At 68.2% G+C, this 24081-nt stretch carries 22 protein-coding genes; 19 read left to right on the top strand and 3 right to left on the bottom strand.

What is annotated here, in order from left to right:
- The first annotated feature begins 140 nt into the window (after nt 1–140).
- From CFB47_RS08275 to CFB47_RS08285, 3 genes are all read left to right on the top strand, one after another.
- Nucleotides 141–1490 carry a cytochrome-c peroxidase gene (locus CFB47_RS08275; RefSeq protein ID WP_089460919.1) on the top strand — a complete coding sequence of 450 codons (1350 nt, stop codon included), beginning with the start codon at nt 141–143 and terminating at the stop codon, nt 1488–1490.
- Nucleotides 1491–1614: 124 nt separating this feature from the next.
- Entirely contained in the window at nt 1615–2001 is a 387-nt protein-coding gene (locus CFB47_RS08280; RefSeq protein WP_089439824.1) for a hypothetical protein, read from the top strand.
- An 11-nt stretch (nt 2002–2012) separates the two neighbouring features.
- A complete protein-coding gene (locus CFB47_RS08285) occupies nt 2013–2483 on the top strand; it encodes an NUDIX hydrolase (protein ID WP_089461385.1) in 471 nt (156 codons plus the stop codon).
- A 138-nt stretch (nt 2484–2621) separates the two neighbouring features.
- Here the strand turns inward: CFB47_RS08285 and CFB47_RS08290 are convergent, their stop codons facing one another.
- A complete protein-coding gene (locus tag CFB47_RS08290) occupies nt 2622–4331 on the bottom strand; it encodes a glutamine--tRNA ligase/YqeY domain fusion protein (RefSeq protein WP_039347445.1) in 1710 nt (569 codons plus the stop codon).
- 248 nt (nt 4332–4579) lie between these two features.
- Here CFB47_RS08290 and CFB47_RS08295 point away from each other — a divergent pair, with 248 nt between their 5' ends.
- Together CFB47_RS08295 and CFB47_RS08300 are read left to right on the top strand one after the other, a co-directional pair.
- Nucleotides 4580–4789 (top strand): ornithine acetyltransferase, encoded by a 210-nt coding sequence (locus CFB47_RS08295; protein ID WP_011351716.1) that lies wholly within the window; start codon nt 4580–4582, stop codon nt 4787–4789.
- 182 nt (nt 4790–4971) lie between these two features.
- A complete protein-coding gene (locus tag CFB47_RS08300; protein WP_089456045.1) occupies nt 4972–5526 on the top strand; it encodes an alpha/beta hydrolase in 555 nt (184 codons plus the stop codon).
- Nucleotides 5527–5620: 94 nt separating this feature from the next.
- Here CFB47_RS08300 and CFB47_RS08305 read toward each other — a convergent pair whose 3' ends face one another.
- Nucleotides 5621–6841, bottom strand: a complete 1221-nt coding sequence (locus tag CFB47_RS08305; RefSeq protein WP_089460920.1) for a CaiB/BaiF CoA-transferase family protein — start codon at nt 6839–6841, stop codon at nt 5621–5623.
- A gap of 537 nt (nt 6842–7378) precedes the next feature.
- Between CFB47_RS08305 and alaS the strand changes: the two genes are divergently transcribed.
- A complete protein-coding gene (gene alaS / locus CFB47_RS08310) occupies nt 7379–10003 on the top strand; it encodes an alanine--tRNA ligase (protein WP_089456047.1) in 2625 nt (874 codons plus the stop codon).
- Between the two features lie 130 nt (nt 10004–10133).
- Here the strand turns inward: alaS and CFB47_RS08315 are convergent, their stop codons facing one another.
- Complete coding sequence (locus CFB47_RS08315; RefSeq protein ID WP_089460921.1) at nt 10134–11048, bottom strand: LysR family transcriptional regulator; 915 nt, start codon at nt 11046–11048, stop codon at nt 10134–10136.
- Between the two features lie 123 nt (nt 11049–11171).
- Here CFB47_RS08315 and CFB47_RS08320 point away from each other — a divergent pair, with 123 nt between their 5' ends.
- The 13 genes from CFB47_RS08320 to CFB47_RS08380 all read left to right on the top strand — a co-directional run bounded on the left by CFB47_RS08320 (nt 11172) and on the right by CFB47_RS08380 (nt 24075).
- The gene (locus tag CFB47_RS08320; RefSeq protein WP_089460922.1) at nt 11172–12416 is read left to right on the top strand and encodes a YbfB/YjiJ family MFS transporter; all 1245 of its coding nucleotides are present in this window, start codon (nt 11172–11174) and stop codon (nt 12414–12416) included.
- Between the two features lie 121 nt (nt 12417–12537).
- Nucleotides 12538–13074 carry an NUDIX domain-containing protein gene (locus CFB47_RS08325; RefSeq protein WP_039347430.1) on the top strand — a complete coding sequence of 179 codons (537 nt, stop codon included), beginning with the start codon at nt 12538–12540 and terminating at the stop codon, nt 13072–13074.
- 139 nt (nt 13075–13213) lie between these two features.
- Complete coding sequence (locus tag CFB47_RS08330; RefSeq protein WP_089425894.1) at nt 13214–13651, top strand: thioesterase family protein; 438 nt, start codon at nt 13214–13216, stop codon at nt 13649–13651.
- 7 nt (nt 13652–13658) lie between these two features.
- The gene (locus CFB47_RS08335; RefSeq protein WP_089456051.1) at nt 13659–14594 is read left to right on the top strand and encodes a branched-chain amino acid ABC transporter permease; all 936 of its coding nucleotides are present in this window, start codon (nt 13659–13661) and stop codon (nt 14592–14594) included.
- Nucleotides 14587–15816 carry a branched-chain amino acid ABC transporter permease gene (locus CFB47_RS08340; RefSeq protein WP_089460923.1) on the top strand — a complete coding sequence of 410 codons (1230 nt, stop codon included), beginning with the start codon at nt 14587–14589 and terminating at the stop codon, nt 15814–15816. Before CFB47_RS08335 ends, CFB47_RS08340 begins: the two co-directional genes overlap by 8 nt.
- Nucleotides 15813–16565, top strand: coding sequence for an ABC transporter ATP-binding protein (locus CFB47_RS08345; RefSeq protein ID WP_089460924.1), 753 nt, complete (start codon nt 15813–15815; stop codon nt 16563–16565). Before CFB47_RS08340 ends, CFB47_RS08345 begins: the two co-directional genes overlap by 4 nt.
- Nucleotides 16562–17266, top strand: coding sequence for an ABC transporter ATP-binding protein (locus CFB47_RS08350; RefSeq protein ID WP_089460925.1), 705 nt, complete (start codon nt 16562–16564; stop codon nt 17264–17266). Before CFB47_RS08345 ends, CFB47_RS08350 begins: the two co-directional genes overlap by 4 nt.
- A gap of 246 nt (nt 17267–17512) precedes the next feature.
- Nucleotides 17513–18745: a beta-ketoacyl synthase N-terminal-like domain-containing protein gene (locus CFB47_RS08355; RefSeq protein WP_089460926.1), complete on the top strand. Its 1233-nt coding sequence runs from the start codon at nt 17513–17515 to the stop codon at nt 18743–18745.
- Between the two features lie 54 nt (nt 18746–18799).
- On the top strand, nt 18800–19207 hold the full coding sequence (locus CFB47_RS08360; protein WP_179258932.1) for a thioesterase family protein: 408 nt from the start codon (nt 18800–18802) through the stop codon (nt 19205–19207).
- A gap of 342 nt (nt 19208–19549) precedes the next feature.
- Entirely contained in the window at nt 19550–20296 is a 747-nt protein-coding gene (locus tag CFB47_RS08365) for a glucose 1-dehydrogenase (RefSeq protein ID WP_089460928.1), read from the top strand.
- Nucleotides 20297–20765: 469 nt separating this feature from the next.
- A complete protein-coding gene (locus CFB47_RS08370; RefSeq protein WP_089460929.1) occupies nt 20766–22256 on the top strand; it encodes an MFS transporter in 1491 nt (496 codons plus the stop codon).
- Between the two features lie 9 nt (nt 22257–22265).
- Complete coding sequence (locus CFB47_RS08375; protein WP_089460930.1) at nt 22266–22853, top strand: hydrolase; 588 nt, start codon at nt 22266–22268, stop codon at nt 22851–22853.
- Between the two features lie 58 nt (nt 22854–22911).
- Nucleotides 22912–24075 (top strand): zinc-binding alcohol dehydrogenase family protein, encoded by a 1164-nt coding sequence (locus CFB47_RS08380; protein ID WP_089461386.1) that lies wholly within the window; start codon nt 22912–22914, stop codon nt 24073–24075.
- Nucleotides 24076–24081: the final 6 nt, after the last annotated feature.

Consider the following 24081-nt stretch of genomic DNA (forward strand, 5'->3'; position numbering starts at 1 on the left):
CGGTTGCGCGCATTATCTGGAACCGATTTGACAGGCGGGTGTAGGGCTGCTTTCAATTGACTGTCGGTGGAACGTCATGCAACGGTCATGGAACTGACATAAGCTCCGGCCGATTGCCCACCGCTACAAGAAGAACGACGATGCCCAGCCTTCTGAAACCCTGCGCGCTCGCGCGATCGTTGACCCCTGCCGCGGCCGCGCTGGCGCTGGCCGCCGGGCTTGCGGCGCTCGCCGGTTGCGATGCGCGGCCCGGCGCGACTACGCCGGCCGCGTCCGTCGTGCCGGCGGCGCAAGCGGCCCCGGCCGCGCCTGCGGTGGCGCCGGCCAGCCAGCCGCAGACGCGCGCGCAGGTATTCGAGGGCGTCAAGCAGATGACGGTGCTCGGCAAGCAGTTGTTCTTCGATCCGTCGCTGTCGGGCTCCGGCAAGCTCGCCTGCGCGTCGTGCCATAGCGCCGAGCATGCGTTCGGGCCGCCGAACGCGCTGTCGGTGCAGCTCGGCGGCGACGACATGCACCGCACGGGCTTTCGCGCCGTGCCGTCGTTGAAGTACCTGCGCGGCATTCCACCGTTCAGCGAGCACTTCCACGATTCGCCGGACGAAGGTGACGAAAGCATCGACGCGGGGCCGACCGGCGGGCTGACCTGGGACGGTCGCGTCGACACCCGCGACGCGCAGGCGCGCATTCCGCTCACGTCGCCATTCGAGATGAGCAGCTCGCCGGCGAGGGTCGCGAAGGCGGTTCGCGCCGCACCTTATGCGGACGCGTTCCGCAAGGCGTTCGGCGACCAGGTGCTCGGCGACGACCAGGCGACCTTCGACGCGGTGCTGCGCGCGCTCGACGCGTTCCAGCAGCAGCCGGCGCTGTTCGATCCGTACACGAGCAAGTACGACGCGTATCTGGCCGGTCATGCGCAACTCACGCCAGCGGAGTTGCGCGGGCTGCAGCTGTTCAACGACGAGAAGAAGGGCAACTGCGCGAGCTGCCACATCAGCCAGCGCACGCTCGAGGGCGGCCCGCCGCAGTTCAGCGATTTCGGGCTGATCGCGATCGCGGTGCCGCGCAACCGCGCGCTGCCTGTCAATCACGACCCGCGTTTCCACGATCTCGGCGCGTGCGGCCCCGAGCGGACCGACCTGAAGGGCCGCGACGAATTCTGCGGGCTGTTCCGCACGCCGTCGCTGCGCAACGTCGCGCTGCGCAAGACGTTCTTCCACAACGGCGTGTATCACTCGCTGGAGGACGTGATGCGCTTCTACGTCGAACGCGACATCCATCCGGAGAAGTTCTATCCGGTCGTGAACGGCAAGGTGCAGATCTATGACGACCTGCCCAAGCGCTACTGGCCGAACATCAACCGCGAGCCACCGTTCGATCGCAAGCGCGGCGACCAGCCGGCGCTGAACGCGGCCGAGATCAAGGACGTGATCGCGTTCCTGGGGACGCTGACTGACGGATATCAGCAAACGGCCGCGCCGGCCAAGCCGTAGAGGCATTCATTACAGCACGCATGCTATGCTCGCTCGCTGACGGGCGTGGTGCGTACCGAATGGCCGGCCCCCGGTTCGCCGGCCTGCACCACGCCGTTCGATCGAACATCCAAGGAGAAAAAACATGTCGATGCGTGCATCCCTTTCCGTCGTCACGCGCGTGCTGGCCGGCGCCGCGTGCGCAGCCGCGATGCTGCCCGCCCATGCGCAGAACAACCTGAACTTCCTGAACGACACGCCGATCAGCTATTTCAGCAAGACCGACCGCGCGTCGCTGTCGAAGGCGGTCGTGCAGGTGCGCGACGAAGGCAAGGACGGCGAAACCACGACGTGGCAGAGCAGCGGTCGCGGCACGCAGATCGACGCGAAGCTCACGCCGACCACGACCGAGACGGACGGCAAGACCTGCCGTGAAGTCGCCACCGAGATCACCGCGAAGGGCCAGACGATGACGCTCAAGCCCGTCTACTGCAAGACGGCCGCGGGCAAGTGGCAGCTGCAGAAACGCTGAGCACGCGCATGATGAAGCGGGGCGCCGCGCCGCGCACGGTGTCGTGCGGCGTCGTGATCCTCGATGCGGCCGGCCGCGTGTTCCTCGCGCACGCGACGGATACCACGCACTGGGACATCCCGAAAGGACAGGGCGAGCCGGGCGAGACGCCGGCCGAAGCGGCGCTGCGCGAACTGCTCGAGGAAACGGGCATCGTGTTCGGCGCCGATCGGCTGCTCGATCTTGGCCGCTTTGCGTACCGGCACGACAAGGATCTGCACCTGTTCGCGGTGCGCGTGGCCGACGACGAAGTCGATCTCGCGCACTGCACGTGCACGTCGCTGTTTCCGAGCCGTCGCGACGGCTCGATGATTCCCGAGATGGATGCGTATCGCTGGACCCCACCCGGCGACATCGACGCGTATGCGAGCCGCAGCCTCGCGCGGCTGTTTCGCACGAAGCTGTCGCTCGCGGATTTGCATCGGCGGTTGATGGGGGAGTGAACGGGCGCGGCGGCTTCTGCGGCTCCATGTCCCGGCTTCGCTTCGAAGCACGCAACAAAAAACCGGCCCTGGGGCCGGTTTTTTTATGGTCACGCGGCGGCGGCTTGCGAAGCCGCGAGCCGCGTGCGAAGCATGCCGTTACGCCGGCTTGCCCCAGCTGTCACGCAGCCCGACGATCCGGTTGAACACCGGCTTGCCCGGCTTCGAATCGACCCGATCGGCGACGAAGTAGCCGTGACGCTCGAACTGCAGGCGCGTCTCGGGTGCGATGTCGTCATTGCCCGGTTCGATGTAGGCCTGCACGATCTTCTTCGAGTCGGGATTCAGCGCCTCGAGGAAGTTCGCGCCGCCCGCGTCCGGATGCGGCTCCTTGAACAGACGGTCGTAGATGCGCACTTCGGCCGGCTGCGCATGCTTCGCGCTGACCCAGTGGATGTTGCCCTTGACCTTGTACGTGTTCGCGCCTTCGGTGCCCGACTTGCTGTCCGGGAAGTAGTTGCAGTGCACGGCCGTCACGTTGCCGTCGGCGTCCTTGTCGAAGCCCGTGCATTCGATCACGTAGCCGTAGCGCAGGCGCACCTTGTTGCCCGGGAACAGGCGGAAATAGCCCTTCGGCGGGTTCTCGACGAAATCCTCGCGCTCGATCCACAGCTCGCGCGAGATCGGGAACGTGCGCACGCCGCGATCCGGGTGGTGCGGGTGCACGGGCGCCGTGCACGCTTCCTCGAGGTCTTCCGGATAGTTGTCGATCACGAGCTTCAGCGGATCGAGCACGGCGACGGTACGGGCTGCCTTGTCGTCGAGGTCGTCGCGCAGCGCGCCTTCGAAGATGCTCATGTCGATCCACGAGTCGATCTTCGTCACGCCGATCCGCTCGCAGAACAGGTGAATGCTCTCCGGCGTGAAGCCGCGGCGGCGCACGCCGACGATCGTCGGCATCCGCGGGTCGTCCCAGCCGTCGACGTGGCCCTCGGTCACGAGCTGCAGCAGCTTGCGCTTGCTGGTGATCGCGTACGTGAGGTTCAGTCGCGAGAATTCGATCTGTTGCGGCAGCGGGCGCGTGAATTTGCCGGCTTCCGCGAGTTCGTTCAGCACCCAGTCGTACAGCGGGCGGTGATCCTCGAATTCGAGCGTGCACAGCGAATGCGTGATGCCTTCGAGCGCATCCGAGATGCAGTGCGTGTAGTCGTACATCGGATACACGCACCATGCGTCGCCGGTGCGGTAGTGGTGCGCGTAGCGGATCCGGTAGATCACCGGGTCGCGCATGTTCATGTTCGGCGAAGCCATGTCGATCTTCGCGCGCAGCACGTGCTCGCCTTCCTTGAACTCGCCGGCCTTCATGCGGCGGAACAGGTCGAGGTTTTCTTCCGGCGTGCGATCGCGGAACGGCGACGGCTTGCCGCCTTCCGTCAGCGAGCCCCGGTTCGCGCGCATTTCATCGGCGCTCTGGCTGTCGACATAGGCCTTGCCGCGCTGGATCAGCAGCTCGGCGAACTCGTACAGCTTGTCGTAGTAGTCGCTCGCGAAGTACTGGTGATCGACCGCGTCCTTGCGCCAGTCGAAGCCGAGCCAGCGCACCGCGTCGACGATCGAATCGACGTACTCGACGCTTTCCTTTTCCGGGTTCGTATCGTCGAAGCGCAGGTGGCACACGCCACCGTAGTCGCGCGCGACGCTGAAGTTCAGGCAGATGCTCTTGGCATGGCCGATGTGCAGATAGCCGTTCGGCTCGGGCGGAAAGCGCGTCTCGACACGTCCGCCCCATTTGCCGGTGCGGTTGTCGTCGTCGATGATGTTGCGGATGAAATTGGAAGCCGCGGGGGCGTCGTTGCGTTCGGTGCTCATGCGGATGGCGTCAGGTTGTGTCGGCGCGCGCGTCGCGCCGGTTTAATCCCGTGATTCTACCTGACCGGGGTCCGTCCCGTGCGGCGTGCGGCATGATGGGGGCGGGTTTCGACCGATTATCTCGATATTGTGTCGGCTGTAACACGACGTAAATCGGATTGCCCGGGCCGTTTGGCGTTGCCTATGATGGCTTCACCGAATCAATGCCGCCGTCCGGGATGCCGCGCGGCGGGAGGAAACTAAAAACCATGATGAAAAAGACCACGTTTATCGTTCGTACCGCCGTGATCGTCGCGGCCCTGTCGCAACTCGGCGCGTGCGCCATGACGCATACGCAGCGCAATGCCGGTATCGGCGCAGCCGCGGGCGGCGCGCTCGGCTACCTGGTCACGGGCGGCCCGCTCGGGACGGTCGCCGGCGCCGCGGCAGGCGGTATCGTCGGCGCGAACGTGCGCTGACCGACCGACATGACGCGAGCCGCCTGCAAAACGGCGGCTTGACGTCCGGTCGCGACGCTGCGCTCAGCGCGTCGCGACCCCACGCACATCCTTCCAAAATCAGACAGGCAGCATCAGGGAGGAACGGGTGTGCGACACTGCGCCGACGCACCATAACGATTTCATTCGTCGACGCACTTTCCATGAGCCGTTTACCCGTTCTCGTCCTGCCGGGCTACGCCAATTCGGGCCCGCTTCACTGGCAGAGCCGCTGGGAGCGTGCCGACGCACGCTTCTCGCGGGTCGCGATGCCGGACTGGGACCGTGCGTTCCGCAACGGCTGGTGTCTCGCGCTCGATCGCGCGGTTGAGGCCGCACGCGGGCCGGTGCTGATTGCCGGCCACAGCCTCGGTACGCTCACCACCGCGTGGTGGGCGACGCGCTATGCGCGCCCGGCCGCGCTCGCCAAAGTGCGCGGCGCGCTGCTCGTCGCGTTGCCCGATCCCGACGGTCCCGCGTTTCCGGCTGACGCGCATGGGTTCGGGCCCGTGCCGCTCGAACGGCTGCCGTTTCCGACCTGCGTCGTCGCCAGCAGCGACGATCCGTATGGCTCGCTCGCGTTCGCCCGCACCTGCGCGAACGCGTGGGGCAGCGCCTTCCACGACATCGGCCCACGCGGCCACATCAATGCGGACAGCGGGCTGGGCGACTGGCCCGAGGCGCGCGGCTGGCTCGACGCGCTCGCCCGTCGCGATTGACCGCTCGACTGACCGCCCAATCGACCGCGCGGGGCGGGGCGGCGGTTGAGGCCGCAGCCACGCCGTCCGTCCGCGCCCCCACCACGTGCCGCGTTCAGATCGCCTGTTTCGCCCGCAGCGCGGCGATCTTCGTGTCGTCGTAGCCGAGCATGTCGCGCAGCACGTCGTCGGTCTGCGCGCCGAGCAGCGGCGGGGCCGTGCGTGCTTCCGGCGGCGTCGCGCTCATCTGGATCGGGTTGCGCACGAGCTTCGCGTCCGCGCCGCACGGGTGCGGCAGCGACACCTGCATCCCGCGCGCGACGACCTGCTCGTTGTCGAACACCTCGTCGAGATCGTTGATCGGGCCGCACGGCACGCCGGCCGCTTCGAGCGCGCCGATCCAGTCGGCCTTGTCGCGCGCCTTCACCATCTCCGCGAGGATCGGCACCAGCGTGTCGCGGTGGCGCACGCGCGACGGATTCGTCGCGAAACGCTCGTCGTCCGCCAGTTCGGGCCGGCCGCCGGCCTCGACGAACTTGCGGAACTGCCCGTCGTTGCCGACCGCGACGATGATCCACCCGTCGCGCGTCTGGAACGTCTGGTACGGCACGATGTTCGGATGCGCGTTGCCCCAGCGCACCGGCGGCTTGCCGCTCGCGAGGAAGTTGGTGTTCATGTTCGCGAGCAGCGCGACCTGCACGTCGAGCAGCGCCATGTCGATGTACTGGCCTTCGCCGGTCCGGTCGCGGTGCGCGAGCGCGGCGAGCACCGCGATCGTCGAGTAGAGGCCGGTCGCGAGGTCGGCGATCGCGACGCCGGCCTTCTGCGGGCCGCCGCCCGGCTCGCCGTCGCGCTCGCCGGTGATGCTCATGAAGCCGCCGATCCCCTGGATGATGAAGTCGTAGCCCGCGCGGTGCGCGTACGGGCCGGTCTGGCCGAACCCGGTGACCGAGCAGTAGACGAGGTCGGGTTTCACCGCGCGCAGCGAATCGTAGTCGAGCCCGTATTTCTTCAGCTGGCCGACCTTGTAGTTCTCGAGCACGACGTCGCTCTGCGCGGCGAGCTCGCGCACGATCTGCTGGCCCTCGGGCGTCGCGATGTCGACCGTCACCGAGCGCTTGTTGCGGTTCGCCGCGAGGTAGTACGCGGCCTCGGCGGTATCCGCGCCGTCCGCGTCCTTCAGGTACGGCGGCCCCCAGTGGCGCGTGTCGTCGCCGGCGCCGGGGCGCTCGACCTTGATCACGTCCGCGCCGAAATCGGCAAGCGTCTGCGCGCACCACGGGCCCGCGAGCACGCGGGTGAGGTCCAGCACGCGGATATGGCTCAGGGCACCCATCGTCGAATCGTCTCCTTTCATGGCTCGCCTGGTCGGGCAAGGCCGGTTGGCATGCCGAGCATCTTAAGGCGAATCGGCTGCGCGAGTGGCCTGGAGCCTGTTTCCGCTAATAACGGGCTTGCGCTGGCCCGCAGAAGGGCCGAGCGCAAGGAATGCGACGCCGCGAATACTCGACGTATTCGCAAGGAGTATGACGCAGCGATCGGCCCTTCTGGGGGCCAGCCCCACGAGAGCATTTTTCCAAACAGGGGAACGCGCCTTTCCGCCCGCATTGCGGCGTCGTTCGTCGTTGCAATAGCTACGGCTATTGCGCCTCCTCTCTCCTTGCACTGCGGGCGGAAAGGCACGTTCGCAAGCCCGTTATTAGCGGAAACAGGCTCCTCCGGCCCGGCGCGAGGGCCGAGCCGCTTTCCGCCGCTTTGCCCGGAAGCCGGCCCCGATCCCGTATAATCGATCGTTTCCGAATCCATGCCGCCGCGCGCCCCGACAAGGGTGCCGGCGTTTGAAGCCGTCTTTGCCAGACTGTCCCCGCACGCCATGAAAGCTGCCGAAATCCGCGAGAAATTCCTCAAATTCTTCGAATCGAAGGGCCACACGATCGTCCGCTCGTCGAGCCTCGTGCCCGGTAACGACCCCACGCTGATGTTCACGAACTCGGGCATGGTCCAGTTCAAGGACGTGTTCCTCGGCACGGACCCGCGTCCGTACTCGCGCGCCACGACGGCGCAGCGCAGCGTGCGCGCGGGCGGCAAGCACAACGACCTCGAGAACGTCGGCTACACGGCGCGCCACCACACGTTCTTCGAGATGCTCGGCAACTTCTCGTTCGGCGACTACTTCAAGCACGACGCGATCAAGTTCGCGTGGGAACTGCTGACCACGGTCTACCAGCTGCCGAAAGAGAAGCTGTGGGTCACGGTCTACCAGGAAGACGACGAGGCGTACGACATCTGGGCGAAGGAAGTCGGCGTGCCGACCGAGCGCATCATCCGCATCGGCGACAACAAGGGCGCGCGCTACGCGTCGGACAACTTCTGGACGATGGGCGACACCGGCCCGTGCGGCCCGTGTACCGAAATCTTCTACGACCACGGCCCGGACGTGTGGGGCGGCCCGCCGGGATCGCCTGAAGAAGACGGCGACCGCTACATCGAGATATGGAACCTCGTGTTCATGCAGTTCAACCGCGACGCGCAGGGCAACATGACGCGCCTGCCGAAGCAGTCGGTGGACACCGGCATGGGCCTCGAGCGTCTCGCCGCGGTGCTGCAGCACGTGCACAGCAACTACGAGATCGACCTGTTCCAGAACCTGATCAAGGCCGCCGCGCGCGTGACCGAGATCAGCGACCTCACGAACAACTCGCTGAAGGTGATCGCCGATCACATCCGCGCCTGCTCGTTCCTGATCGTCGACGGCGTGATCCCCGGCAACGAAGGCCGCGGCTACGTGCTGCGCCGGATCGTGCGCCGCGCGATCCGTCACGGCTACAAGCTCGGCCGCAAGGGTTCGTTCTTCCACAAGCTGGTGGCCGACCTCGTCGCCGAGATGGGCACGGCCTATCCGGAGCTGAAGGAAGCCGAGCAGCGCGTGACCGACGTGCTGCGCCAGGAAGAAGAGCGCTTCTTCGAGACGATCGAGCACGGCATGTCGATCCTCGAAGCCGCGCTGGCCGACGTCGAGGCGAAGGGCGGCAAGGTGCTCGACGGCGAGCTCGCATTCAAGCTGCACGACACCTACGGCTTCCCGCTGGATCTGACGGCCGACGTGTGCCGCGAGCGCGGGATGACGGTCGACGAGCCGGCATTCGACGACGCGATGGCGCGCCAGCGCGAGCAGGCGCGTGCGGCCGGCAAGTTCAAGGCCGCGCAGGGCCTCGAATACACGGGCGCGAAGACCACCTTCCACGGCTATGAAGAAATCGCGTTCGACGACGCGAAGGTCGTCGCGCTGTACGTCGATGGTTCGTCGGTCAACGAAGTGAAGGCGGGCCAGGACGCGGTCGTCGTGCTCGACCACACGCCGTTCTACGCGGAATCGGGCGGCCAGGTCGGCGACCAGGGCGTGCTCGCGAACGCCGCGACGCGCTTCGCGGTGGCCGACACGCTGAAGGTGCAGGCCGACGTGATCGGCCATCACGGCACGCTGGAGCAGGGCACGCTGAAGGTCGGCGACGTGCTGCGCGCGGAAATCGACGCGCATCGCCGCGCCCGCACGCAGCGCAACCACTCGGCCACCCACCTGATGCACAAGGCGCTGCGCGAGGTGCTCGGCGCGCACGTGCAGCAGAAGGGTTCGCTGGTCGACGCGGAAAAGACCCGCTTCGACTTCGCGCACAACGCACCGATGACCGACGACGAAATCCGTCGCGTCGAGCAGATCGTCAACAACGAAATCCTCGCGAACGCGCCGGGCATCGTGCGTGTGATGCCGTACGACGAAGCGGTGAAGGGCGGCGCGATGGCGCTGTTCGGCGAGAAGTACGGCGATGAAGTGCGCGTGCTCGACCTCGGCTTCTCGCGCGAACTGTGCGGCGGTACGCACGTGCACCGCACCGGCGACATCGGCTTGTTCAAGATCGTCGTCGAAGGCGGCGTCGCGGCCGGCATCCGCCGCGTCGAGGCGATCACCGGCGACAACGCGGTGCGCTACGTGCAGGAACTCGACGCGCGCGTGAACGAAGCCGCGGCCGCGCTGAAGGCGCAGCCGTCGGAACTCACGCAGCGGATCGCGCAGGTGCAGGACCAGGTGAAGTCGCTCGAGAAGGAGCTGGGCGCGCTGAAGTCGAAGCTGGCGTCGAGCCAGGGCGACGAGCTCGCGCAGCAGGCGGTCGAAATCGGCGGCGTGTTCGTGCTGGCCGCGACGCTCGACGGCGCCGACGCGAAGACGCTGCGCGAAACGGTCGACAAGCTGAAGGACAAGCTGAAGAGCGCGGCGATCGTGCTGGCGGCCGTCGAAGGCGGCAAGGTCAGCCTGATCGCGGGTGTCACGCCCGACGCGAGCAAGAAGGTCAAGGCCGGCGAACTCGTGAACTTCGTCGCGCAGCAGGTCGGCGGCAAGGGCGGCGGCCGTCCGGACATGGCGCAGGCAGGCGGCACCGAGCCGGCGAACCTGCCGGGCGCGCTGGCTGGCGTGAAGGGCTGGGTCGAAGAGCGGCTCTGATCGTCACGGCTGATGCGATGCCGTCTCGCTGACCGCATCGCATGAATGGAACAACGACCCGATCGGCATGCGCCGGTCGGGTCGTTTTGTTGCTCCGCCGGAACGATGCGTGCCGGCCGCGCCCGACGATTCAGGCCGGCACGGTGACCGGCGGCTTCGCTGCACCATCCGCCTGCCGTGCGGCCTCGGTGAGCGCATCGCGCAACGCGGCCAACGCGGCCGACGCATACCCCTGGCGCCACGCGAGCAGCGTATCGATGCCTTCCAGTTCGGGGATCACATGCGCGGTGATGTTGCCGGTCTCGGGCTGCAGGTCGAGCACCGAACGCGGCGCGACCGCGATGCCGGCGCCGGCCGCGACGCACGCGACGATCGCGTGATACGACCCGAGTTCGAGCACGCGCGCCGGCTTGACGCCATGCGCCGCGTACCACTGCTCGACGTACTTGCGATACGTGCAGCCGCGCTCGAACGCGATCAGCGTCGGCAGGATCACGTCGCGCGGCGTGCGCACCGGCGGGTGGCCGCGCGGCGTGAGCAGCACCAGGTCCTCGCGGAAGACCGGCACCGTCTCGAACGTGTCGGGGAGCGTCTCCGGCGCGGGCGGGCGGGCGAACAGCGCGGCGTCGATCTCGAAGTCGCGCACGCGGTCGATCAGCCAGCCCGTCGTGCCCGTCAGCAGCTCGAGCGATACGTCGGGCCACGCATGGTGATAGCGCGCGAGCACGGTCGGCAGGCGGCTCGCGGCCGTGCTTTCCATCGTGCCGAGCCGCAGCCGCCCGCGCGGCGTGTCCTCGCGTATGGCGTCGCGCGCCTCGTCGGCGAGCGCGAGCAGGCGCTCCGCATACGGCAGCAGCGTATGGCCGGCCGGCGTCAGCACGAGCCGGCGGCCGTCGCGCACGAACAGCGCCGCGCCGAGTTCCTCCTCGAGCTGCTTGATGCGCGTCGTGACGTTCGACTGCACGCGATTGAGCTTGGCCGCCGCACGCGTCACGCCGTTCTCGCGCACCACGGCCCGGAAAATCGCCAGCGCCGCCAGGTCCATGATTCTCTCCGAGCGATGATTGGATTCTCAATTATTCATTTTTCGAGAACGTTTGGTCAAGCTAGGATGGAAGCATTCCGATTTCCGATCCGGCCGGCGCGTTGAACGCCGGCCCTTGCCGCCATGTCCCGCTCCGATACCCCGACCGCCGCCGCCGGCGCGCCTTTCGTCGATGATGCCGACCGCCGCGCCCGCACGGCCGCGCTGGCCTGCATGGTCGGCCTCGCGGTCGTGCTCGGCGTCGGCCGCTTTGCGTTCACGCCCTTGTTGCCGCTGATGCTCGCGGACGGCTCGATCGGCCTGAAGGCCGGCGGCTGGCTCGCGTCGGCGAACTACGCGGGCTACTTCGTCGGCGCGGTCAGTTGCGCGGCGCTGCGGGTGGCACCCGCGCGCATGGTGCGCGTCGGGCTCGTAGCCACCGTGCTGCTCACCGCCGCGATGGGTGTCGGCCACCTGCTGCCGGTGTGGCTCGCCGTGCGCTTCGTCGCGGGCGTCGTCAGCGCATGGACGTTCGTGTTCGTGTCGCAATGGGGGCTACGCCGGCTGGCCGACCTGCACGCGCCCGAGTGGAGCGGGGTGATCTATGCGGGGCCCGGCGTCGGCATCGTGGTGACGGGGCTGATCGGCAGCGCGCTGGCCGGCCAGCGCGCGGCGTCGGGCTGGCTCGGTTTTGCCGCGCTGTCCGCGGTGCTGTCGGTCGTGATCTGGCGCACGTTTGCGGCCACTCCGGCGCAAGCCGTGCCGTCGGGCGGCGCCGCACCGCAGGCGGCCGCCGCAACCGCGTCGCACCACGCGCATGAGCGCCGCCATCGCGCGGACGGCGCTTGGCTCGTCGTGCTGTACGGCATGCCGGGCTTCGGCTACATCATCACCGCGACGTTCCTGCCGGTGATCGCGCGCGCCGCGCTGCCGGCCGGTTCGCCGTGGCCAGACCTGTTCTGGCCGATGTTCGGCGCGGCGCTGATCGTCGGCGCGATCACCGCCGCGCGGCTGCCCGGGCACTGGGACAACCGGCTGCTGCTGGCGGCCGGGTGCGCCACGCAGGCGCTCGGCATTGCCGCCGGGATCGTGTGGCCGAACGCGGCCGGTTTCTCGGTCGGCAGCGCGCTGCTCGGCCTGCCGTTCACCGCGATCACGCTGTTTGCGATGCGCGAGGCGCGGCGCTTGCACGGCGAGCGGGCCGCCGGGCTGATGGGCTATGCGACCGCGTCGTACGGGGTCGGGCAGATTCTCGGCCCGCTCGTCGCGGCGCCGCTGGCCGCGCGCTTCGGGTCGTTTTCTCCCGCGCTGTGGGTTGCGGTGGCCGCGCTGCTGCTGGGCGCCGCCGGCTTCGCGGCAACCGCCGCACGCGGGCGCCGGCAACCCTGATGTCGGCGGGGCCGGATCGTCTGCGGCCCGGGCAAACTCGCTAGAATGAAGCCTTTCCCGCGCCGAGCGGGTGCGCGGGCAGCCGGCAGGCGGCCGTCCGGCGCCTGCCAGATTCCCATCGATGACCACCGCCGATTACCGCTTTTGCCCGCGCTGCGCGAGCCCGCTCACCGAGCGCGCCGATCCCGATCATGAAGGCGGCCGCATTCGCCAGGCTTGCCCCGACGACACCTGCGGCTATGTGCACTGGAACAACCCGCTGCCCGTCGTCGCCGCGATCGTCGAGCTCGACGGCAAGATCCTGCTCGCGCGCAACGCGGCCTGGCCCGAAGGCATGTTCGCGCTGATCACCGGCTTCCTCGAGAACGGCGAGACGCCCGAGGACGGCATCGCGCGCGAGGTCTTCGAGGAAACGGCGCTGAAGGCCGAGCACGTGTCGCTCGTCGGCGTCTACGAATTCATCCGCAAGAACGAGCTGATCATCGCGTACCACGTGCGTGCCTCGGGCACGGTCGCGCTGTCGCCGGAACTGCTCGAATACAAGCTCGTCGATCCGCCGCTGCTGCGCCCGTGGCGGGCCGGCACGGGCGTCGCGCTCGCCGACTGGATGCGGGCGCGCGGCCTCGATTTCGAGTTCGTCGACCGGCCGGGGCAGTGACGGGCCGGCCCGCCAGCCGCGTTGTCTCCACCGTGCCGCGCGCGATCGCGGCGCGGCGTTCCGCTTCATGCCGGTGCGCCGTGTCCCGCGGGCGCCGCGCGTCATCCCCCTCGCTTCCCTCGTCCTGACCGCCATCGCCATGTCCGACAAGCCGCAACCGCGTCCGCGCGACGCCTATCGCCACTTCCTGCCGATCACGACCCGCTGGATGGACAACGACGTCTACGGGCACGTGAACAACGTCGTCTACTACAGCTACTTCGACACGGTCGTGAACGAATACCTGATCCGCGCGGGCGTGCTCGACGTCGAGCACGGGCAGACGATCGGCCTCGTGGTCGAGACGCAATGCAACTACTTCGCGCCGCTCGTGTTCCCGCAGTCGGTCGACGCCGGGCTGCGGGTCGTGAAGCTCGGCACGTCGAGCGTGCGCTACGAGGTCGGGCTGTTCGCGCAGGGCGACGCCACGCCCGCCGCACAGGGGCACTTCGTGCACGTGTACGTCGATCGCGGCACGCGCCGGCCGGTGCCGCTGCCCGACGCGCTGCGCGCCGCGCTCGAGCCGCTCGCGGCCTGATTGCGCGGTGCACGCGTTCGCACTCCAGGCCTTCAACGGCCTCAGCTACGGCTTGCTGCTGTTCATGCTGTCGGCCGGCCTCACGCTGATCTTCAGCGTGCAGGGCGTGCTCAATTTCGCGCATGCGAGCTTCTACATGCTCGGCGCGTACGTCGGCTACAGCATCGCGGCCGGCGCGGGCTTCTGGCCCGCGCTGGTGCTCGCGCCGCTCGCGGTCGGGCTGCTCGGCGCCGGCTGCGAACGCATGCTGCTGCGCCGCGTGCAGGCGCGCGGCCATACGAGCGAACTGCTGCTGACCTTCGGCCTCGCGTACCTGATCGGCGAGGGCGCGAAACTCGTATGGGGCCTCGCGCCGTTGCCGGCGCCCGTGCCGGCGCTGTTCGACGGCGCGCCCGTCACCGTATTCGGCCTCGCGCTGCCGCGCTATCGGCTGTTCATGATGGGGATGTCCACCGCGATGCTGGTCGCGCTCGGCGCGCTGCTGCGCGCGTCGCGCATCGGGCTCGTCGTGCGCGCGGCGCTCACGCACCGCGCGGCCGTCGAGGCGCTCGGCTATGATGTGCCGCGCGTGATGACGGCGCTGTTCGGCGCGGGCACCGCGCTCGCGGCGCTGGCCGGCGTGATCGGCGCGCCGCTCGCGGTGATCGAACCCGCGCTGGCCGAAACGGTCGGGTCGGTCGTGTTCGCGGTGGTCGTGATCGGCGGGCTCGGCTCGCTCGGCGGCGCGTTCGCGGCGTCGCTCGCGGTCGGCTTCGCACAGACCTTCGCGGCCGCGAGCGACACGTCGCTGCGCGACCTCACGGAATGGGCCGGCATCGCGCTGCCCGACAGCGTGGCTGCGGTGTCGATCGCGCAGCTCGCGCCGCTGGTGCCGTACCTGCTGCTCGTCGCGGTGCTGGTCGCGCGGCCGCGCGGGCTGTTCGGCGAGCGTGCCGATGCGTAACCGCATGCTCGCCGGCGTCATGCGCTGGTCTCTGTTCGCCGCCTGCGTCGTGCTGCCCGCTTGGCTGTGGCCGCATGGCGCGATGCTCGGCTATCTCGCACAGACGGCCGCGCTCGTCGTGCTCGCACTGTCGTACAACCTGCAGCTCGGCACGACCGGGCTGCTGTCGTTCGGGCACGCGGCGTTCGCGGGCCTCGGCGCGTTCGCGGCCGCGCACTGGTTCAACCACTTTGGCGGCCCGCTGCCGCTGTTGCCGCTCGTCGGCGGCGTGGCCGGCGCCGCTTTCGGCTTTGCCGCCGGGCTGCTCGCGACGCGCCGCTCGGGCACCGCGTTCGCGATGATCACGCTCGGGCTCGGCGAGTGCGTCGCGGCCGCCGCGTGGAGCGTGCCGGCCTGGTTCGGCGGAATCGGCGGCGTGCCGATCGACCGGGCGAGCGGCACGCCGTGGGGCGGCTGGCATTTCGGCGCACCCGTCCAGGCGTATGCGGTGATCGCCGCGTGGTGCCTCGCGTCGGCGTGGGCGATGCACGCGCTGACACGCACGCCGCTCGCGCGGCTCGCGAATGCGGTGCGCGACAACCCGGTGCGCGTCGCCGCGCTCGGCTCCGATCCGCGCCGCGTGCGGCTCGCGATGGTCACCTGCGCGTCGTTCTTCGCCGGCGTCGCCGGCACGCTGACGCTGATCGACGTCGAGATCGCGACGCCCGACAGCGTATCGATGGCGCGTTCGGCGACCGTGCTGATCGCCGCGGTGATCGGCGGCACCGGCGCGTTCTTCGGGCCGGCGGCCGGTGCCGCCGTGCTCACGGTTCTGAGCATCGTCGTCGCGGGCCTGTCGCGCGCGTGGGCGCTGTATCTCGGCGTGCTGTTCGTCGTGATCGTCGTGGCCGCGCCGCGCGGCATCGCCGGGATCATGCAAGCGCTCGCGCATGCGTTGCGGCCCGGCGCGCCGGCGGCCGAGCGGTGGCGCATGCTGTGCGCGGTCGGCGCATTCGTGTTCTGGGGCGTCGCGATCGTCTGCGCGGCCGAGCTCGGCTATGCGTGGCGCTTCGCACAGGACGACGGCGCGGGCTTTGCATTCGGCGCGTGGCGCATCGACGCCGATACGCCGGCCGGCTGGGCCGTCGCGTGCTCCGCGTTCGGCATCGGTACGCTGCTGTGGGGCTGGCGCGCGCGGCTCGTGCCGGGCGGGCCAGCCGGCGAGCGGGAGGACGGGCGATGAACGGCAATGCGATCGCGCTGCACGGCGTGGTGCAGCGCTTCGGCGCGCAGACGGTGCTCGACGGCGTCGAGCTGAGCATCGCGGCCGGCGAGCGCCATGCGCTGATCGGGCCGAACGGCGCGGGCAAGTCGACGCTGTTCGGCGTGATCGCCGGTGCGGTGCGGCCGACGCGCGGGCGCGTCGTGCTGCACGGCGTCGAGCTGCGCGGGCGCGGGCCGGTCGTCGCGAGCCGGCTCGGCATCGGCCGCAGTTTCCAGCAGACGAGCGCGTTTGCGCGGCTGACCGTGTTCGACAACCTGCGCTGCGCGGCGCTGCATGCGCCGGCCGAGCGGCGGCGCTGGTGGAACCGGCTGCGCGAATCGGCGTCGGTCGATCTCGCGGCCGCTCGCGTGCTGCACGATATCGGCCTCGATGCGCACCGCGACACGCTCGCCGGCGAACTGAGCTATGCGGAACAGCGCGCGCTCGATCTCGGGATCGCACTCGCGAGCGGCGCGCGCACGCTGCTGCTCGACGAGCCGACGGCCGGCATGAGCCGCGCGCAGGCCGCGCGGATGATCGCGCTGATTCGTGCGACGACGCAGGGGCGCACGGTCCTGCTGATCGAACACGACATGGATGCGGTGTTCGGCTTCGCCGAACGCATCACGGTGCTCGTGCGCGGCACGGTGGTCGCGACCGGCGCGCCCGATGCGATCCGCGCCGATCCGGCCGTGCGGGCCGCCTATCTGGGCGAGGGCGGCCCATGAGCGCGCTGCTCGACATTCGCGACCTGCGCGCGTGGTACGGGCTGCAACCCGTGCTCGACGGTGTCGATCTCACGCTCGCGCCGGGCGAGACGCTCGCGCTGCTCGGCCGCAACGGCTCGGGGCGCTCGACGCTCGCGAAGGCCGTGATGGGGCTCGTGCGCACGGCCGGCTCGGTGCGCATTGGTGGCGCCGAATGCGTGGGGGCGCGCACGTTCGAGATTGCGCGGCGCGGCGTCGCTTACGTTGCCGAAAGCCGCGACGTGTTCCCGCTGCTGACGGTACGCGACAACCTGCGGCTCGGGCTGCGCGGCGCCGGCGGCGCGGCCGAACGCACGGCGCTCGAACGGCTGTTCGACCGCTTTCCGTTGCTGGCCGCGCGCGCGGACGTGAAAGCGGGGCGGCTGTCGGGCGGCGAGCAGCAGGTGCTCGCGCTGGTGCGGGCGCTGGCCGCCCGCCCGCGCGTGCTGATCGTCGACGAACCGGCCGAAGGGCTCGCGCCGCTGGCGGTCGACGAAGTCGGCGCATGCCTCGCCGCGCTGCAGGCCGACGGTGTCGCGATCGTGCTGATCGAGCAGCGGCTGCAGTTCGCGCCGTGGCTCGCGCGGCGCGTCGCGGTCATGGGGCGCGGACGGATCGTGTACGACGGTGCGCTCGACGGGTTGGGCGGCGAGGTGGCGAATGCATGGCTGAGCGCCGGTTAAGTGCCTCGGTCGTGCACTTCATCTCTTCATCGAACGGGCCGATCCGTAGCGCAATAAATATCGCTCTCCGTCGCCGCGCCGGTGCCGCGCGGCATACTTGAATTCGTGTGATAAATACACTATTGATTTGATTGTTGTATTCGCACGTAATGATCGATACAGGGCGCTGTCTGTCAGACGGCCGGTCGAACGCCATGGTCGGCCCTTTTAGCTACCGTGAGTGGTCTGTCCATGGAGAACGGGACCATGAGGCGAGCGGTGATTACGGGCATCGGCATCGCGTCCAGCATCGGTAGCGACGTGCGTACCGTGGTCGACGCGTTGCGCACGGGCCGCAGCGGCATCACGTCGTCGGCACTGTTCCAGGAGGTGGGGCTGCGCAGCCATGTATGGGCGCCGGTCGACATGCCGTACGCGGACCGCGTCGATCGGCGCCACCTTCGCTTCATGACGCCGGCCGCGCTGCAGGCGCATGCGTGCATGCAGCAGGCGATCGATGACTCGCGGCTCGCGGCACACGACGTATCGAACGCGCGCACGGGGGTTGTCGTCGGCAACGCGTGCGGGATTCCGAATGGCTATCTACATGCGACTCAGGCGATGCGTGAGCGTGGGCTGCGCGGCGTCGGCGTCTACGATATCGTGCAGTCGATGCCGTCAATGTACGCGGCATGTCTTGGCGTCGCATTCGGTATCCGCGGAGTCTGCTACGCGATCTGCGCCGCTTGTGCGGCATCGGCGCAATGTATCGCACATGCAGTCGATCTGGTTGCGCTCGACCGGCAGGACGTTGTGTTCGCCGGCGGCGCCGAGGAAGTCGGGTGGGAAATCGCGTGTCAGTACGACGCGATCGGCGCGCTGTCGACTCGCTACAACGACGTGCCCACGCGCGCGTCTCGCACCTACGATGCTGAACGTGACGGCTTTGTGATTTCCGGCGGTGCCGGACTTGTCGTCGTCGAGGAACTGGCACACGCGCTTGCGCGTGGTGCGCGCATCTACGCCGAGGTGATCGGGCATGGAACGACGACCGACGGTGTGGACATGGTCGCGCCGTCGGGCGAGGGAGCGGCGCGCAGCATGCGTCTCGCATTGCACGGCGTCGCGGGCCCGATCGATTATCTCAATACGCATGGCACGTCCACCCCGGTCGGCGACATTCGCGAACTGGACGCGATTCGCGAAGTCTTCGGTGCCGGCGCGCCTCCGCTGTCGTCGACGAAGACGACCACTGGCCATGCTCAGGGCGCAGCCGGCGTGCACGAATTCATCTATACGCTGCTGATGCTCGAACATGGCTTCATCGCGCCGAATGCCAACGTGGTACGGCTGGACGATGCGGCGGAAGGCTTCGATATCGTCATGCAGCCGACCGATCGGTGTCTCAAGACCGCGATGTCCAACAGCTTCGGTTTCGGCGGCGTGAACGTTACGCTCGCGATCGGTAAGCTGGATCACGTGCACGCGAGTTTGCCGTGACGCGGCATGCACGCTGTTCGCATTCTGTTTGCTTACGTTTCAGGAGGCCGTGACATGCACCGTGTTCCCGAATATCGCAGTCACCACTATTCGCTGCGTGTACCGTTCGCAGACATCGATCTCGGCGGCGTCGTTTATCACGCTCACTACCTGCGTTACTTCGATCAAGCAAGGATGGAATGGTATCGCGCAAAGGGTGTCGATCTGGCCGAGATGATGAGCGTGCAGCGGCGCGGCCTCATTGTGTGCGGCATCGAGACCGAATTCATGTCGCCGGCAGGCCACGATGAACTGCTCACGATTCACACCACCCTTGAGGAGTTCACTGGCGTGAGGCTCGCGTTTCGTCAAGATGTATACCGCGAGGACAGGTTGATTGCGCGGGGCCGCACCAAGCTTGCCGGAGTCAGCATGGATACGCTACGACCGGCGCGGATTCCGTTCTCATTTGCACTTGAGTAGGCCGTCAGGGGCTTACCTGCGGTCAGCGAATTACACCGTGCCGTATCAAAGCGCGTGCGGGTGCCCATCTTCGTCGATACGAACACTCCGTAGAGGAATGCCATGTTGCGCTCAGCGGGTTGCGCCGCGCGATCGCTGATCCGTGGCTGAGCGTCGTCCGACATGACGACGATAACGGCGCACGAACGATTGTTCGGAAAACGCTGCCAGTCAATTCGCGTCGAGCCGCTTTATCGTCGCCATGCCGCACCGTAAATTGCCGGTCATACCGGTTGCATATCGATGCGGCAACGCGGCAACCGGCACCCTCCATCGAAAGTCTTCTGACTGAGGAATGAAATCATGAGCAAGCTGGCAAACAAGGTCGCGATCGTCACGGGCGGATCGAAGGGCATTGGCGCGGCGATCGCGAAGGCACTGGCCGCGGAAGGCGCGTCGGTCGTCGTCAACTACGCGAGCAGCAAGGCGGGCGCCGACGCGGTCGTGAGCGCGATCGTCGAAGCCGGCGGCCGTGCGGTCGCGGTGGGCGGCGACGTGTCGAAGGCGGCGGATGCGCAGCGCATCGTCGATACCGCGATCGAGTCGTACGGACGTCTCGACGTGCTCGTCAACAATTCCGGCGTGTATGAATTCGCACCGATCGAAGCGATCACCGAAGAGCACTACCGCCGGCAGTTCGACACGAACGTGTTCGGCGTGCTGCTGACCACGCAGGCCGCGGTCAAGCATCTCGGCGAAGGCGCGAGCATTATCAACATCAGCTCGGTGGTGACCAGCATCACGCCGCCCGCGAGCGCCGTGTACAGCGGCACCAAGGGCGCGGTCGATGCGATCACCGGCGTGCTCGCGCTCGAACTCGGCCCGCGCAAGATCCGCGTGAACGCGATCAACCCAGGGATGATCGTGACCGAGGGCGCGCACAGCGCAGGCATCATCGGCTCCGATCTCGAAAAGCAGGTGCGCAACGAGACGCCGCTCGGCCGCCTCGGCGAGCCGCACGACATTGCGTCGGTGGCCGTGTTCCTCGCATCGGACGATGCACGCTGGATGACCGGCGAGCACCTCGTCGTGAGCGGCGGGTTGAACTGATCGGATCGTGCCGCCCCGACGGCACGCGTGGTGAAATCCGGCGGACGCTGCGTCGGGTCTGCTTCGGCCGATCGCGCTGCGTGCCGCCGGTTGTCGTGCGACCCACGACAGTCGATGTGCGGATGCGGGATGAGCACGATTCCTAGAGGCCGCACTCTGATCCCGCGTCGCATTGCGGCATAAATCCGTCATGCGGCGCGCGCGGCGACGATGCGTGCGGCCTGCCGCGCGTGCCTGAAGTCATCCCCCCGAATTCTCCTCGACTGCCCGTCGCGCAAGGCTGACGGGCGTTTCCCGTGTATCGCCGCCGTCTCGACGGGGCCGGTTCGGTGCGCGCCGCGTATGCCACCCATTCAAGTTGCGAATGTGTGCATCGCAACAATCCATTTCATTCGCGGCGCCCGGAGCGGTATGGTGAACGCACGTTCGATACGCATCGACCGATGCACATTCCTCTCGCGAAGGCGCCATGAAAACGACTCACGATCGATCCGGGCACGCGGCACGTCCGACTGCCGGCGGCCCGTCCGAAGGCGGCGACGACCGACGCAACGCAGGGTTGCGCCTGCCGGCGAAGCTGGTCGGCCCGATCGTGCTCGGCACGCTGCTCAACGCGCTGAACTCGTCGATGATCGCCGTCGCGCTCGTCAGCATCCAGCAGGCATTCGCGCCGCACGGCGCCGCGCAGGAACGCATCGATACGCTGTGGCTCGTGTCGGGTCTCTATCTCGCGACGGCCGCCGGCCAGCCGACGATGGGGCGGCTCGCCGATCGCTTTGGCGCGAAGCGGATCTTCTGTATCGGCCTCGCGATCGTGCTGGTCGCATCGTCGCTCGCGCCGTTCGCGCCGACGCTGGGCTGGCTGATCGCATCGCGCGTCGCGCTCGGCATCGGCACGTCCGCCGCCTATCCGGCCGGCATGGCGATGATTCGTGCGTGGTCGCAGCGGCACGCGAACGGCGCGACGCCGACGGGCGGCCTCGGCGCGATCTCGATCGCGGCGCAGGTGGCCGTCGCGTTCGGCCCGCCGCTCGGCGGCGCGCTCGTGCAGTTCGCCGGCTGGCGCGCGATCTTCTGGATCAACGTGCCGATCGTGCTGGCCGCCTTCCTGTTCGCGTGGCTGTGGATCCCGGCCGATCCCGTCCGTCGCGGCGCGCGGGCACGCGACACGCTGAAGGAACTGGATCTGCCGGGCGTCGTGCTGTTCGTGCTGACGCTGGCGAGCCTGCTGCTGTTCCTGCAATCGGTGACACGCGAACCCGACTGGCGGCTGCTGGCCGCGACGCTCGTGCTGGTGCCCCTCCTGATTCACCGTGAGCGCCAGGCCGCGGCGCCGCTGATCGACATTCGCATGCTGGCGGACAACCGTCCGCTGCTCGGCACGTACCTGCGCTGCGTCGGCACCTATGCGGTGTTCTACGCGATCTTCTACGCGCTGCCGATGTGGCTGCAGGAAGCGAGGGGGCTGTCGGCCGCCGATGCCGGCCTCGTGATGCTGCCGGTCGCCGGTATCGGTACGGTCACGACGCTGCTCGCGACCCGCATCGTGCACCGTCACGGCCCGCGCCCGGTACTGGTCATCGGTTCCGCGATGCTCTGCATCGGCAGCGTCGTGATGAGCCTGATGACGAGCAGCCTGCCGATCGCGGCGATCGTCCTGCTGTCCATCATGTTTGGTATTCCTAATGGTTTCAACAATCTCGGCAATCAGGCCACGCTCTACCAGAGCACGCCGCACGACCGGATCGGTACGGCCTCGGGGCTGTACCGCACCGCGCAGTACGTCGGCGGCAGCCTGTCGTTCGCACTCGTCGGTCTCGCGCTCGGTCATCCGGCGAGCGATCACGGCCTGCGCGAGCTTGCCGTCGTCCTGGCGGTCATCAGCGTGCTGCTGTTGCTCAATGCCGTCTCGAGCCGGCACCTCGACGCCGCCGTTTCTTCCGTCCCACAACAAAAGTGAGGGTTTTACATGTCCATTCCGACGCTCAATCGCACCGCCGCGCTCGTCGCCATCGATCTGCAGAACGGGATCGTCTCGCTGCCGGTCGCGCCCTATACCGGCGCACAGGTGGTCGCGAAGACAGTCGAGCTGGCGGCAGCTTTCCGCGCGCTGGGGCTGCCCGTCATCTACGTGCACACGAGCTACCGGCCGGATGGCGGCGTCGCGCTGAAGGTGAAGACGGACGCGCCGTCGTCGCCGCCGAATCTCGATCCCGAATGGAGCGCGTTCGCGCCGGCGCTCGGCGTGCAGCCGTCCGACATCGTCGTGACGAAGCATCAGTGGGGCGCGTTCACCGGCACCGACCTGGACGTGCAGCTGCGCCGCCGCGGCATCACCGACATCGTGCTGACGGGGATCGCGACCAACATCGGCGTCGAATCGACGGCGCGCCAGGGATACGAAAACAACTACAACGTCGTCATCGTGAGCGACGCGGTCAGCACCTCGTCGGCGGATGCGCAGACGTTCGCGCTGACCCAGATCTTCCCGAAGCTCGGGCAGGTCGCCGCGGCGGCGGACGTGGAGGCGGCACTGGAGCAGGCCCAGTCGCGCTGAAGCCGGCGAATCGTTCGGCGCGCTTTTGCAAACATCAATCGTTTACCGAGGAATGGCGATGATCAAGACCGATGCATGGGTTCTCTACGCGGGACCGGAACCGACCCGGCAGCAGCCGCCCGTAGCGGGCGAGCTGCGCCGCGAAACCTTCGAATTTTCCAGTCTCGAGGCCGACGAGGTGCTCGTCGAGCCGTTGTACGGATCGTGGGAAGCGAACCTCGACCATGCGCTGTCGCGCAATCCGGTCGATATCTGCCGCCAGCGCCGCGAGGACAAGATCGTGCTGGGCAACGGCGCGCTGGTGCGCGTGCTGGAGCGCGGCAGCGCGGTCGGTACGGTGAAGGACGGCGAGATCTGCATGGTGATGCCGTTCGGCAAGCGCGACGAATACGGGTTCGCCGAACTCGTCTACGCGTACGACGCGCCGGGCACGATCGGCGTGATGGCGCAGCGTACCAAGATGCGCGCCGACAACCTGGTGCCGGTGCCGACCGACAGCCGCCACTCGCTGCTGCAATGGGCGACCTACGGCCGCTACTTCACCGCATGGGACAACTGGAAGGTCGCTTCGGCGTGCTGGCGCTCGCAATTGCCGGACGTCGACCCGGCCGACAACCTGGTGTTCGGCTGGGGCGGCGGCACGACGCTGGCCGAGCTGCAGCTCGCGAAGCGCGAGGGCTTTCGCGTCGCGATGACGGCGAGCAACGATCGCCGGCTCGAAGAGCTTGCGAAGCTCGGCATCACGCCGGTCGACCGCCGGAAATTTCCGGATCTCGCGTATGACGAGGCGCGCTACCGGGCCGATCCGGAATATCAGGCCCGCTACCGGGAGTCGGAGCGCGTCTTCGCGGAGACGATCGCCGAGCTGAGCGGCGGCCGAGGGGTCGCGATCTTCCTCGACAATCTCGGCGGCGCACTGTATCGCGCGACGATGCGCGTGACGGGCCGCACCGGCATCGTCGCGACGGTCGGCTGGAAAACCGGGATGCGCCTGTGGAACCTGCGCGCGACGGAGTGCATCAACCGCCGCCTGCACATCCACACGCACGCGTGGCGTTACGACGACAGCATCACGATCCGCGACTTCCAGGAGTCGACCGGCTGGATCGGCCAGGAACCGACCGAGATCTTCGATTTCGACGACGTGCCGAAGCTGGCGTCCGATTACCTGAACGGCAAGATCGAGACGTATTTCCCGATCTACCGGATCAACGCGGTGTAAGCCGCA

Origin of the sequence: Burkholderia sp. AU27893 (assembly GCF_002223205.1) — a bacterium.
GTDB lineage: Bacteria > Pseudomonadota > Gammaproteobacteria > Burkholderiales > Burkholderiaceae > Burkholderia.